Genomic DNA, 12,910 nt, shown 5'->3' with positions numbered 1-12,910 from the left:
GGTGCGAAAGTTCGCCAGCCCCACAAAGATGCGTTCTTGATCGACCTTTGAATAAAGCGCCAAACGCAATGTGTTGAACAGCGGATAGATCATCACCGCCGTATAAACCAGCACCGATGGGGCCAGAAAAACAGCGATATGCCAGCGGATGCGGGGCTTGGACATCGGAACCTCCAGTGAACGGGGGGGCGGGGATCCGGACGGGCGCGTGGCCCGTCCAGACACGTTAGATCTGGTTAGATCAGATTATTTCTGGGGGGCGTACCAGCTTGCCAGACCCTTTTGCAGCTTGGCACCCAACGCTTCTGGGCTTTCTGTACCTTTGATCGCCGCAACAGACGCACCCCAAGTTTCATTCTCAAGGTTTGGTGTGCCGCGTGACAGGATTTGATAGGTGGAACGGATTGTGCTTTCACACTCGCCACGCCAGCTGACAAATTCCTTCGCCAAAGGATCCTGCATCTCAACCGGCGTTTTTGACAGCGGGAAGAAGCCGGGCAAGGCGTTGCCAAAAATATCCGCAAACTCGGGTGACGCGACCCACGCAAGGAAGGTACGGGCGGCCTCGGGATTGGCGGTTTTGGCGTTCATTCCGATCCCAATGTCGGTGTGGTCCGAGATATAACATGTGTCGCCTGCGTTCTGAACTGGCGGCTTAAACGCACCCATTTCAAAGTCGGCTTGGGTGTTAAAGCCCGAGATTTCCCACGACCCAGCGGGGTAAATCGCAGCGCGGCCCAATGTGAACAGGTTTTGGCTGTCAGGATAGGTTTGGGCTTCATAACCATCGCCCAGATAGGCGCCCCATTTCGCCAATGTGGCATAAGGTGCGGTCCACTGTGGGTCGGTCAGCTTTTGCTCACCTGCCAACAACGCACGACGCCCTTCTTCACCTTTCCAATAGTTTGGACCGATGTTGTTATACCCCATCGTGGCGGCTTCCCATTGGTCATTGGTGCCCATCGCCATCGGGATATAAGTACCATCCGCCTTGATCGCATCAAGGGCTGCAAACATTTCGGCTTCGGTGGTCGGAACCTCAAGACCCAGCTCTTTGAATGCGTCTTTATTGTAGATAAAGCCGTGGATCACAGAGGCCATTGGCACACAGAAGCTGGCCGAACCATCATCAGACTGCCAGGCAGATTTCGCCACATCTGAGAAGTTATCCATCGCGTCCATGTCATCCAGATCCGTCAGGTGGCCCGCATCAAACAGCGCCAAAGACGCATCAAACGGACGACAGGTGATCAGATCACCTGCGGATCCGGCGTCCAGCTTGGAATTCAAGACGGCGTTGTATTCAGCCGGCGCAGACGGGGTAAATTTCACTTTGATACCGGGATGCCCCGCCTCAAAAGCAGGAATGATTTTATCTTGCCACAGCACAAGATCATCGTTGCGCCAGCTTTCAATTGTCAGCGTGACATCTTCGGCCATTGCACCAGTGGCGATCAGCGCCGTGCTGGCCAGCGCCAGCGTCATCAGATTGCGTTTCATGTGGTTCCTCCCAGAACGTGGTTAGGTTTCTGCTCTTTTCAACTTTTCCAGCGCGGGGCGCAGATGCCCGGCTGTATCCTTTAACATCGCTTTTGCTTGGTCTGGCGAAATGGCACCCGCCGCGATCAAAATGGCTGCTTTCACGTCACCGCTTGTCGCGTTCAAAGCGGCGAAAGCCGTAGCCTCAGATGCAGCTGTCACCCGGCACACAATTCCAGCGGCCCGTTCGCGCAGTTTGATATTGTCCGCCCGAAGGTTGACCATCATACCGTCATGCACATGGCCCAATTCACCGGCCATCAACGTCGACAACATATTCAGTGCGATTTTCTGCGCTGTGCCAGCGCCCATTCGCGTCGACCCGGACAACACTTCTGGCGGCGTCGGCAAACAGATCACGTGATCGGCCAACGCAAACAACGGGGCACCTTGGTTATTGGCAATGGCAATCACGCAGGTGCCGGCCGCCCGGGCAATACCGGCTGCGGCAAGTGTATAAGGCGTGGACCCACTCGCAGACAGCGCCAGCACCACATCACGGTCTGTCAATCCCGCCAATCCATCCCGCAACCCAAGGGTGTCATCTTCTGTTCCCCCTGGCATTTCTGGTGTGGTGGGGATCCCCCCCGCCATCAAGATCTTGATCTGACTTGCCGGGATTGAGAACGTACCGCCCAACTCCATGGCATCTGCGGCGGCCATCAAGCCCGACGACCCGGCGGCAACATAATAAAGGGAACCTCCAGCACGAATGGCGACAGCCATTGCCCGCGCCGCGTCACAGATCGGCTGCAACGCAGTCTGCACCGATTTGGCAGCAGCAATTTGCCCCTCGATCAAAAGAGCCGCGGCATCAGCGCCAGGACGCATATCTTGCCCCAGTGCAGCGTCGTGCATTTGCTCTGTCTGTCGCGTTGCCACCTGATTCCCCCATTGGTTTTCACAATCATACCTATTAGATACCATTTGTCTACCATTTAGTTTTTAACGCCCTTACAGGCAGAAACACCCCCACCACCCGCCAGATTGGCGTCATTTTTAGCTTTCCAACATCTGATAGGTATTATATAGGTATCTTATGACTCATACCCTCGACGCCACTACTGACCCAGATTTTGTTGCCGTGGATGGCGGCGGCACTCGCTGCCGACTGGCACTTTGCGGTGCAGGAAAACACATTTCGGTTGAGGTGGGGTCTGCCAATATTTCAACCAACTTCAACGCTGCGTCTTTGGAAATTGTCAAAGGATTGCATCAGCTGGCCGAGGCCGCTGGTCATCCGCTTGAAAAACTGTCGGCGCTGCCTGCCTATCTAGGCTTGGCCGGAATGACCGGGGCTGAGATTGCCGCCAGATTGGCCGAGGTTCTACCCTTTAAACGGCTGCGAATCGAAGATGATCGCCCCGCTGCCCTGCGTGGCGCACTGGGGGAACAGGACGGGATGGTCGCGCATTGTGGAACCGGATCTTTCATCGCGTCGCAAGTGACCGACCAGATGCGATTTGTCGGCGGTTGGGGCCCTGTCTTGGGTGATCCGGCTTCGGCGCAATGGATGGGACGGCGCGCATTGACACGTAGCTTAGACGTTGTGGACGGGTTGGTGCCTGCCTCAGCGCTCAGCACCTTTCTGTTGAATCACCTTGGCGGGGCGCCGGGCATTGTTGCCTTTGCCAGCCGCGCGACCCCGGCCGAGTTTGGTCAAATTGCCCAATATGTCACCCGTCACGCCCATGACGGCGACGCGCTTGGGCAATCCTTGATGCAAGATGCAACAGATAAAATTGTCTTTATCCTTAACCGCCTTGGATGGGTGGACGGTAATGCACTTTGCCTGACCGGCGGTATTGCTCCGCATTACGCATCCTATCTTCCCGCAAATATGCGGGCTTGTCTGCGCCCACCAGCCGGGGCGCCCTTGGATGGGGCGATGTCTTTGGGTCGCGCGTTCAGCCAGGAAATCAGCACGGGAGAACAGTCATGAACGTCGCCGAGTTTCTGCGCCCCGAAGGATGGTTGGGCCGAACATCGGGCCCCCGCTACGTCCAGCTTCGTCGCCGATTGGAAGAGGGCATCAAAGACGGTGTCTTGACGCCCAACAGCTCGCTTCCGCCGGAACGCGAGATTGCGGATCTCACCGATCTGTCCCGTGTCACCGTGCGAAAAGCCATTCACGAGCTGGTCAAAACCGGTGCAATTGAACAACGCCAGGGATCCGGGTCGTTTGTGCGCGAGGCGGTCACCCGAGTGGAACAATCGCTCTCTCACTTGACGTCGTTTACAGAAGATATGCAGCGGCGCGGCCTTACGACCACATCAAAATGGCTTGAGCGTGGCGTCTTTATGCCCTCGCCCGAAGAGGTGCTGGCCTTGGGGCTGGCAGCGGGCGACAGCGTCTCACGGATCTACCGGCTACGCGAAGCGGGCGGACGGCCGATGGCTTTGGAAATGGCCGCTTTGCCGATGGACATTTTGCCCAATCCCATTGATGTCACCACCTCACTATATGACGTGCTGGAGCAGAGCGGGTTTCGCCCGATCAGAGCAATCCAGAAAATATCCGCGATCAATCTCGAGCCCACCGAAGCCGCCCTTTTAGAAGTGGCCGAGGGCACCGCTGGGCTGCGCATTCAACGCACGTCCTATCTTGAAAGTGGGCGTGTGGCCGAATTGACCCGCTCCATCTATCGCGGTGATGCCTATGATTTCGTGGCCGAATTACGACTGTCGACCTGACCCACACCCTATCTGTAGATCCGAAAAGGCTGCTTCCATGACCGTTCAACCCACACAAATGCGCCGCGAAATCGACGAGATCCCTCATGCTGTTGAGCGATTGCTCACCGAAGGGGCGGGTGCGATTGCCGCCGCCGCGGGTGACGCGCGCAAGCTGGATCCACGGTTTTTACTGTCTGTGGCCCGCGGCTCGTCTGATCATGCTGCGACCTATATGAAATACGCAAGCGAGTTGTTATTGGGCCTGCCCATGGCCTCGGTTGGGCCGTCGGTTCAATCCATCTATGGTGCAAATGTGAAATGCGATGGTGCGCTGTGCCTGTCCGTTTCGCAATCTGGCCAAAGCCCTGACATTGTGCGCCTGACCGAAGCGTTTGCCGCCTCGGGGGCGTATACGGTTGCAATCACCAATGACCCGGCATCGCCGTTGGCCAAGGGCACCTCAGCAACGCTTCCCTTGCACGCGGGACCAGAACTCAGCGTTGCCGCCACGAAGACTTTTGTAACGTCGCTGGTGGCCGGCCTGTGGTTGATCGCAGAGATTAAACAGGACGTCGAGCTGTTGGCCGCGATCCGCGCCCTGCCCACGCAATTGGACGAAGCGACACGTTGCGACTGGTCGGAAGCCGCCGAAGCCATCACCAGCACGTCACTGTTTACCCTTGGGCGCGGGCCGTCTTGGGCGATTTCCAATGAAGCTGCGCTGAAGTTCAAGGAGACCTGCCAGATCCACGCTGAAAGCTATTCCTCAGCCGAGGTGTTGCACGGACCTGTATCGATCGTTGAACAAGGCTTTCCAGTCATCGCCTTTACCGCCGCTGATGCCGCAGAAGAGACCGTGGCCGACGTCGCCGACGCATTGGCCGCCAAAGGTGCGCATGTTTTTGCCACGACTCAGCGCGTGGCACATGCCGACCCATTGCCACATGTGCGCACGGATCACTGGACCACCGACCCGATTGCCTGCATCGTTTCATTCTACGGCATGGTGGAAACAGTGGCCGCAAGTCGGGGGATTAACCCCGATGCCCCGCGCCATCTGAAGAAGGTCACGGAAACAGTATGATCAACACAGAGTCCAAAAAAAGTTTCACCTATGGCGGCGGCCCAATCTTTGATGGGGACAGGTTGCGGCATGGATGCATTGCACGTTTCGAAGAGGGTGCGCTTTGTGAAATTCGCACTGAAACAGGCTCTAATACCACGGATCAAGCCGCTCGCTATATTGATCTTGAAGGGGATATTCTGAGCCCCGGCTATGTTGATCTTCAGGTCAACGGCGGCGACGGGATCATGTTTAATGCGGATCCGTCCTTAAACACCATCAAACGCATTGCCCTCGCCCATCATCGCCTAGGGGTCAGCGCACTTCTGCCCACTTTGATCACCGACACACCAGAAATAACGCGTGCCGCAATTTCCGCTGGGATCGAGGCCGTGAACGAAGGTGTTCCCGGCGTTGCAGGCTTGCACCTTGAGGGACCCCATCTGTCGGTCGCGCGCAAAGGCGCACATGATGCTGCATTGATACGTCCAATGAACGACGCGGACCTTGCAACCTTGTTAGCGGCGGCAACCGCACTTCCGACCTTAATGGTCACATTGGCCCCCGAGAACGCCACACCAGAGCAAGTGAGCACATTGGCCAAGGCGGGCGTCATCGTCTCTTTGGGGCATACGGACGCGAATTTTGAAACCTGTATGGCCTATATATCCGCGGGCGCCCGCTGTGCCACTCATCTGTTTAATGCGATGAGCCAGCTTGGCAATCGTGAACCCGGCTTGGTGGGTGCAGCATTACAATCTGGCGAATTGTCTTGTGGCTTGATCGCCGATGGGCTGCACGTTCATCCAGCCTCTATTCACGCCGCCTGGCAGGCAAAGTCGGGGCCGGGCCAAATTTTTCTGGTCAGCGATGCAATGGCTGTTGCCGGCACCGAAGAGACATCGTTTCATCTCGGGGGACGCGAGATATTGCGCAAGGGCGGGAAGCTGACGCTGCAAGATGGAACTTTGGCGGGTGCAGATCTGGATTTGACCACCGCAATCAGATTGTTGGTCGAACGGGTTGGTCTTTCACTGGAAGACGCGCTTTGCGCTGCCACCACGACACCTTGGAATATGCTGAGCACCACCACCCCGATATTGCACAGGGAATTCATACGGATCAGCGCTGATTTGAAAAGCTGCGCGCCCCTTTAAACACCCGCCATCGGCGCGTTATGTCGACTGGGATTTTTTCAAAACCAAAAAAGTCATCATACCGAGGGGAGGAAGGGGTTTTTGAGTTTCAAGGCTTAAACCATCTTCTTGCAAGACCGTTTCAAGAGCAAAGTCAGAATGCCAGCCCAGCGTATTGGCAAAGGGTGCTGACACGCGTTCAATAAAGGCCATCACGCCTTGTGTGCGCACAAAGTGGTTGGTGATCACCACTTTGCCGCCTGGTTTGCAAACCCGCGCAATCTCAGCCATGACCCGTTCGGGGTCCGGTACCACGGACAAGACATGCATCGCAGCAATCATATCAAAATGATTGTCTGGAAAATCGAGCGCGCGGGCATCCATCTGGCGCAGTTCTTTGACCTGATCCAGTTGCCCTTCGGCCACCTTTTCGCGCGCCTTGCCAAGCATTTCATCGCTGAAATCAATGCCCGTGACATGCAGATCAGGTTTGTAATGTGGCAACGACAGCCCGGTTCCCACGCCCACTTCCAGCACTTTCCCCACACGGTCGTTGATATATCCGACCGCGCGCCGGCGGCCCGCATTTGTCACAGCCCCAAAGGTCTTATCATAAATGGGCGCCCAACGCGCATATGACGTTTGAACGGCTTTGATATCCATAACGACCCCCTAGAACCTAAAAACTCACCTTTTTGAATACGAGCCCCCAGAGCACCACAAAGAAATACCCCAAGCAAAGCGCCATGAGCGTCACCCAAGCATAGGTCAACACGCCTGCTGCAACCAAGGCGACACCCACCAGAAAGAATTTGACGTTCCCGCGCGAAATCTTAGTGGCCTTGAAAGACCATGTCGGAATACGGCTGATCAGTAACAACCCAATGACAATCATATAAATGCTGATCAGGAAATCCGGCATCTTCCCTGCGTCGGGATATGCAAAGGAATAATACATCGGCAACAACACCAGAAGCGCCCCAGCAGGCGATGGGATCCCTTCAAAAAAGGCGCTATCTGGGATAGTGTCTTCGGCTTTTGTACCGACATTAAACCGTGCCAAGCGCATGACGCAGCAGACAGAAAAAATCAGCGCAGAAATCCAGGCCAACCCTCCGATATCTTCCAGAGCCCAAAAATACAAAATGAGCGGGGGTGCGACACCGAAGTTCAAGAAATCCGCAAGCGAGTCGAGTTCCGCCCCCATCTTGCTGTCACTGCTCAACAGCCGCGCCAAACGTCCATCCAACCCGTCCAAAACGCACGCAATTAGGATCAGCTGAACCGCAAGCGTGTAATGCCCCTCCACTCCGACACGAATTGCCGTCAATCCCGCACAAATCGCGGTGATGGTCAGCACATTCGGCAAGAGTTGTAACAGGGAAAACTCGCGCTGTTTCTTCTCAGGTGACTTTGGTTTTGAAGGTACAGTCATTCTGGCGACGATGACCCCTCATCCGTCACCATAAGATCCGCGAGAATGGTTTCACCCGCAATCATGGTTTGACCAATTCGCACCTGAGGCGCGACCCCATTGGGCAGATAGACATCCAAGCGCGATCCAAAACGGATCAGGCCAAAACGCTCACCTGTGCCAAGCTTGGCCCCCGGTGTCACGAAACACACGATACGGCGCGCGACCAGCCCGGCAATCTGCACAACGGCCAATTCGCGCCCATCCGCCATTTCGATGCACAGGCTATTGCGCTCATTGTCGACGCTGGCTTTATCAAGCGAGGCGTTGAAAAACTTGCCGGGGCGATAGGCGACGGCTTTCACCTCGCCGGCCACAGGCGCGCGGTTGATGTGACAGTTAAAGACGCTCATGAACACGCTGACGCGAGTCAGGGCTTCGTCCGACATCCCCAATTCTTTGGGCGGCACGGCGGGTTCAATCAAGGACACGATGCCATCGGCGGGGCTGATCACCAGACCTTCACGGGTCGGCGTCACACGTTCAGGATCGCGAAAGAAGTAATAACACCAAACCGTTAGGCCAACGCCAATCCAGCCAAGAAAATTCGCCAGCATAAACAAAACCACGGTGATCGCGGCAAAAATGGCGACAAATTTGATGCCTTCAGGGTGCATCGGCTTGATGAATGTATCTCTCATACGCATGGAAATCGTTTCCTAAAGGTCAGGGTTGCCTCCTTCATACGAGGATCGGCTTTAAACACAAGGCTACGATCAGAAATCGAGGCCCAAATCGACGGTGCGCGCCGAATGTGTCAGCGCCCCGGACGAGATGTAATCCACGCCGGTTGCGGAAATTGACGCGATCCGGTCCAGTTTCACATTGCCGCTGGCCTCTGTTTTCATCCGCCCGTCGACCATGGTGACCGCTTTGCGCAGCATGTCGTTGTCCATATTATCGAGCAGCACCACGGATGCGCCGCCAACCTCAAGCACCTCTTCAAGCTGGTCAAGCCGATCCACCTCAATCTCAACCGCCATCATGTGGCTGGCATGGGCCTTGGTCGCCTCGAGCACAGCGCGCACGCCGCCTGCTGCTGCGATATGGTTGTCCTTGATCAGGATTGCATCCGACAGGGAATAGCGATGATTAAAGCCGCCACCATGCAGCACAGCCAGCTTTTCAACAATCCGAAGCCCCGGCGTGGTTTTACGCGTACAGGTCACGCGGGTCTCGGTGCCTTTGGTCATTGCCACAAACCCCGCGGTTTTGGTCGCGATCCCGGTAAGGCGCCCGGCAAAGTTCAACGCCACACGCTCCCCCGAAAGGATCGAGGCAGCAGATCCTTTGATCTCCATCAACGTGTCGCCCTTTTGGGCAGGCTGGCCGTCCATGATGTGGGTCACAACCTCAAGCGAGGGATCCACCAGACGAAACGCCAAAGCGGCGATTTGCATCCCCGACACAACCGCATCTTCGCGCGCGTTGATCCGCGCATCATAGGTGGTACCAGCGGGGATCACGGCGCGCGTGGTCACATCGCCATAGCTGCCCAAATCCTCCATCAGCGCATTTCGCACCATGGGTTCAAGCACAAGATCGGGGACGGTTGCAAAGCTCATGTCAGGTCCTTTATCGCCTCTGCCCGAATGGCAAGCGCCTCTGTCAGGGTCATTTTTGATCGTTGTCCCGGGCCGGACAGCGTATTTGGGAAGTCGGCGCGCTCATGTGCGCCCCGGCTTTCTTCACGGATCAGGGCGGCGGCGGCGATCAGGGTCGCGGTGGCACACATGTTTTGAAAGGCGCGACTGTCAGAATATGCGGCGTCCAACTCAGCAATCGTGACCAAAGCAGCCCGCAACCCATCGCCCGTGCGGACCACGCCAACCAGATCGGTCATGGTTTGGCGCAGGGTGGCCACGGCCTTAGCATCAGGAGCAAGCCCGCCCGCAGTAAACCGCAGATCAACGAGGTCAGCAGTGGTGGCAACATCCACGCTCGCCGCAATATCTTCGGCACAGATGCGGGCATAGACCAAGGCTTCGAGCAGACCATTTGACGCAAGCCTGTTTGCACCGTGCAGCCCCGTGGACGAGGCTTCGCCACACACCCAAAGCCCGCCCAAAGTGGCCCGACCGCCATGATCCGTGGCGATCCCGCCCATGTGGTAATGCGCAGCGGCAGCAACAGGGATCGGGTCTTTCGCCGGATCAATGCCATTGCGCGCACAGGCGTCGGCCACCGCGGGGAATTGCGTTTTTACCCGCTCGCCCAACACGTCACGCGTATCGAGCATGGGGCGTTTGCCCGCCTGGGTTTGCGCGAAAATGGCGCGGGCCACGACATCGCGCGGGGCCAGTTCGGCATCGGGGTGCAAGTCGACCATAAAGCGTTCGCCATCGGCGTTGATCAGGGCCGCCCCTTCACCGCGCAATGCTTCGGTCGCGAGTGGTGCGGGGTCTTCGCCCACGTCCATCGCGGTGGGGTGAAATTGGACAAATTCCGCGTCGGCAATTTCGGCACCTGCACGCGCAGCCATGCCAATCACCTGACCGCGAATACGGGGGGGGTTGGTGGTCAGGGCAAACAACCCACCGGACCCGCCGCCCGCCATCAAATACGCCGCGCCGCGCAACATGATCGGGGCCGATCGGGCCTCATCCGCGTCTTGAATGGCAACACCAGTGACCACACCGTCCGCGACGTCCAAATCCACTGCCATTGTGCCCTGAAGCACTTGGACCGAGGGGGTTTCGCGCACGCGGTCGATGAGCGCGGCCATAATCTCGGCCCCGGCTTGGTCCCCTTTCACGCGCACCACGCGGGCAAAACTGTGCGCCGCTTCACGCGACAGCACATAATCGCCGTCGACCGTGCGATCAAACGGCGTGCCCATGGTGGTCAGATCAAGGATGTATTTGCGTGCCTCACGCGTGACCAAATCCGCCACGACAGGGTCCACAGTTCCAGCGCCTGCTTTTTCGGTGTCGGCCGCATGGTTTTCCGGGCTGTCGGCTGCGTCCATTGCCGCCGCTACACCGCCCTGCGCCCAGGCCGAGCTTGCGCCCTCGCCCAGAGGTTCCGGTGAAATCATCACCACAGGCAGAGGGGCCAGTTTCAGGGCCGCATACAGCGCACCCAAACCTGCGCCGACAATGACGATACGATCGGTTGTGACTTCTTGCATATCAGATCAAAGACCCAGCTTTTTGGACAGATCAATCATCCGTTCCACCGACAGGCGCGCCTTGGCGGCCATGTCGGGGTCGACTTCGACCTGACCTTCCATTGTGTGCAGCACATAAAGAATTTTCTCGAGCGAGATTTTTTTCATATAGGGGCACATGTTGCAGGGTTTTGCGAACTCAACTTCGGGCAATTCATCGGAAATGTTGGACGCCATAGAGCATTCTGTGACCAGCATCGCCTTCGATGGTTTGTGGTCGTGTACCCATTTGATGATGCCACTCGTGGAGCCGGTGAAATCAGCCTCGGCCACCACATCTGGGGTGCATTCGGGGTGGGCGATGATCTTTACCTCTGGATCCAGCTCGCGGTACGCGCGCAGATCGTCGGCTGTGTAGAGTTCATGCACAATGCAAGAGCCCGGCCAGAACACGACCTTTTTCTTTGACAGGTTCGCGACGTTTTGCGCGAGGAACTGATCGGGTGTCATAATCACCGTGTCACTGTCCATCGCATCCACAATCTGCACCGCGTTTGAGGATGTGCAGCAGATGTCAGAGGCGGCTTTCACTTCGGCTGTGGTGTTCACATAAGACACCACTGGCGCGCCGGGGTATTTCGCGCGCATCTCTTCCACGCCTTCGGCTGTGATGCTTTCGGCCAAGGAACAGCCGGCCGCCATATCCGGCATCAGCACGGTTTTTTCCGGGCTGAGGATTTTGGACGTCTCTGCCATGAAATGCACACCGGCCTGCACAATCACATCTGCCTCAACCTCGGTCGCTTTGATGGCCAGCTGCAAACTGTCACCGACGAAATCCGACACACCGTGAAAGATTTCAGGCGTCATATAATTGTGGCCTAGAATGACCGCATTTCGCTTTTTCTTCAGGTCGTTGATCGCTTTGACGTAGGGCGCATAAATTGCCCACTCTGGCGGCGAGACGACCCTGTCCATCCGGCCATATAGGTCAGACATGGACGCCGCCAATTCCGGCGAGGGGGTCAAGTCATAGTGGCTGGCGAGCGTTGAGCGAACGAGCGATATATCAAGCAACGGGGCGTCTCCGTTTGGTTAGGCGATCAGACGCTGCCCGGATGGGGCAAGCCAAACCGCCGAAAGCGTATCAAATGACAGGCAGATCGAAAGAAACATACCCGCAATCCTGCCAAATCAGTGTGGCGTGTGGGATGCATAGACATATTTTACCTGCAACCAAAGCCCAAACAACATGGTTTAAGTGAGGTTTTACGCGAACACCCGCCGAAAACTGTCCCTTTTCCGGCGTCAATGGTCGGATCCTGTTCTTTTAAGGGATGAAAATTGCGCCAACGGCCGCTTTGCCTTCTGCCTGCACACGATGGGCCGCAGCAAACCCTAAGGTAACATCAGACGAAACGCGCTCGACAAACGGCGACAATCAGGAAATGATCTGGGGTGGGCGCTGATTTGGCGCGCCCTTACGCGACCAACCCAGGGATACAGACATGCTGACATTTGCCTTTTTGGTGCTGACCTTAAACCCCAATGGCGATGTGCGCATGACCCTGTCAGACAGTCAAAACCTGGCCGCCTGTCAGGCAAAACGCGACAAGATCACACCAGTGCTGGTTGACGCAGGTTATAATGTTTTGGCCTCACTCTGTGCTGAAACAAAATTACATCTGACGCCGTATGATCACAGCAACCCTGATGTGCCACTGAACCAGTATCAGGTTGAGATTACGGGCAATACCTATGCCGTTGCGCCGGTCGCCGAGGGGGACGCCTGCGTCACCGCAACAAAAAGCACCCCAACGCGCTACTGCGCCCTGTCACCGCAATCCGTGATCAAAGCACAATAACAGGCGCGCGCCGCTCCCCCCATTTGTGGCGCTGTGCTATACCCGACA

The 12,910-nt window shown here is 56.8% G+C and carries 13 protein-coding genes and 1 pseudogene; 5 read left to right on the top strand and 9 right to left on the bottom strand.

Annotation, left to right across the window (positions count from 1 at the left end):
• From KKW20_RS16585 to KKW20_RS15375, 3 genes and pseudogenes are all read right to left on the bottom strand, one after another.
• Window positions 1–165: pseudogene (locus KKW20_RS16585) on the bottom strand (sugar ABC transporter permease); the annotation flags it as partial.
• An 81-nt stretch (window positions 166–246) separates the two neighbouring features.
• Window positions 247–1,500 carry an ABC transporter substrate-binding protein gene (locus KKW20_RS15380; protein WP_214568794.1) on the bottom strand — a complete coding sequence of 418 codons (1,254 nt, stop codon included), beginning with the start codon at window positions 1,498–1,500 and terminating at the stop codon, window positions 247–249.
• Window positions 1,501–1,521: 21 nt separating this feature from the next.
• A complete protein-coding gene (locus KKW20_RS15375; RefSeq protein ID WP_214568793.1) occupies window positions 1,522–2,466 on the bottom strand; it encodes an N-acetylmuramic acid 6-phosphate etherase in 945 nt (314 codons plus the stop codon).
• Window positions 2,467–2,578: 112 nt separating this feature from the next.
• Between KKW20_RS15375 and KKW20_RS15370 the strand changes: the two genes are divergently transcribed.
• The 4 genes from KKW20_RS15370 to nagA are packed head-to-tail and all read left to right on the top strand — an operon-like array spanning window position 2,579 to window position 6,435.
• A complete protein-coding gene (locus KKW20_RS15370) occupies window positions 2,579–3,481 on the top strand; it encodes a glucosamine kinase nucleotide-binding domain-containing protein (RefSeq protein ID WP_214568792.1) in 903 nt (300 codons plus the stop codon).
• Complete coding sequence (locus KKW20_RS15365; protein ID WP_214568791.1) at window positions 3,478–4,233, top strand: GntR family transcriptional regulator; 756 nt, start codon at window positions 3,478–3,480, stop codon at window positions 4,231–4,233. The genes KKW20_RS15370 and KKW20_RS15365 overlap by 4 nt, the downstream gene beginning before the upstream one ends.
• Before the next feature lie 37 nt (window positions 4,234–4,270).
• Window positions 4,271–5,299 (top strand): SIS domain-containing protein, encoded by a 1,029-nt coding sequence (locus KKW20_RS15360; RefSeq protein WP_214568790.1) that lies wholly within the window; start codon window positions 4,271–4,273, stop codon window positions 5,297–5,299.
• Window positions 5,296–6,435, top strand: coding sequence for an N-acetylglucosamine-6-phosphate deacetylase (gene nagA / locus KKW20_RS15355; protein WP_214568789.1), 1,140 nt, complete (start codon window positions 5,296–5,298; stop codon window positions 6,433–6,435). The genes KKW20_RS15360 and nagA overlap by 4 nt, the downstream gene beginning before the upstream one ends.
• Window positions 6,436–6,453: 18 nt before the next feature.
• On the opposite strand, the gene KKW20_RS15350 is transcribed toward nagA, so the two are convergent.
• The 6 genes from KKW20_RS15350 to nadA all read right to left on the bottom strand — a co-directional run bounded on the left by KKW20_RS15350 (window position 6,454) and on the right by nadA (window position 12,074).
• Window positions 6,454–7,077: a class I SAM-dependent methyltransferase gene (locus KKW20_RS15350; RefSeq protein WP_214568788.1), complete on the bottom strand. Its 624-nt coding sequence runs from the start codon at window positions 7,075–7,077 to the stop codon at window positions 6,454–6,456.
• A gap of 16 nt (window positions 7,078–7,093) precedes the next feature.
• Complete coding sequence (gene pssA, locus KKW20_RS15345; protein WP_214568787.1) at window positions 7,094–7,849, bottom strand: CDP-diacylglycerol--serine O-phosphatidyltransferase; 756 nt, start codon at window positions 7,847–7,849, stop codon at window positions 7,094–7,096.
• Window positions 7,846–8,535 carry a phosphatidylserine decarboxylase gene (locus KKW20_RS15340; protein ID WP_214568786.1) on the bottom strand — a complete coding sequence of 230 codons (690 nt, stop codon included), beginning with the start codon at window positions 8,533–8,535 and terminating at the stop codon, window positions 7,846–7,848. Before KKW20_RS15340 ends, pssA begins: the two co-directional genes overlap by 4 nt.
• Before the next feature lie 69 nt (window positions 8,536–8,604).
• Window positions 8,605–9,453 (bottom strand): carboxylating nicotinate-nucleotide diphosphorylase, encoded by an 849-nt coding sequence (gene nadC, locus KKW20_RS15335; protein ID WP_214568785.1) that lies wholly within the window; start codon window positions 9,451–9,453, stop codon window positions 8,605–8,607.
• The gene (locus KKW20_RS15330; protein WP_214568784.1) at window positions 9,450–11,018 is read right to left on the bottom strand and encodes an L-aspartate oxidase; all 1,569 of its coding nucleotides are present in this window, start codon (window positions 11,016–11,018) and stop codon (window positions 9,450–9,452) included. Before KKW20_RS15330 ends, nadC begins: the two co-directional genes overlap by 4 nt.
• A gap of 6 nt (window positions 11,019–11,024) precedes the next feature.
• Window positions 11,025–12,074 (bottom strand): quinolinate synthase NadA, encoded by a 1,050-nt coding sequence (gene nadA / locus KKW20_RS15325; RefSeq protein ID WP_214568783.1) that lies wholly within the window; start codon window positions 12,072–12,074, stop codon window positions 11,025–11,027.
• A 431-nt stretch (window positions 12,075–12,505) separates the two neighbouring features.
• Between nadA and KKW20_RS15320 the strand changes: the two genes are divergently transcribed.
• Complete coding sequence (locus KKW20_RS15320; protein WP_214568782.1) at window positions 12,506–12,862, top strand: hypothetical protein; 357 nt, start codon at window positions 12,506–12,508, stop codon at window positions 12,860–12,862.
• The last annotated feature ends 48 nt before the right edge of the window (window positions 12,863–12,910 follow it).

This window comes from Aliiroseovarius lamellibrachiae, from assembly GCF_018599245.1.
Classification (GTDB): Bacteria; Pseudomonadota; Alphaproteobacteria; order Rhodobacterales; family Rhodobacteraceae; genus Aliiroseovarius; species Aliiroseovarius lamellibrachiae.
The sequence above is the reverse complement of the archived record's forward strand: the minus strand, read 5'-3'. Positions and strand labels throughout refer to the sequence as shown.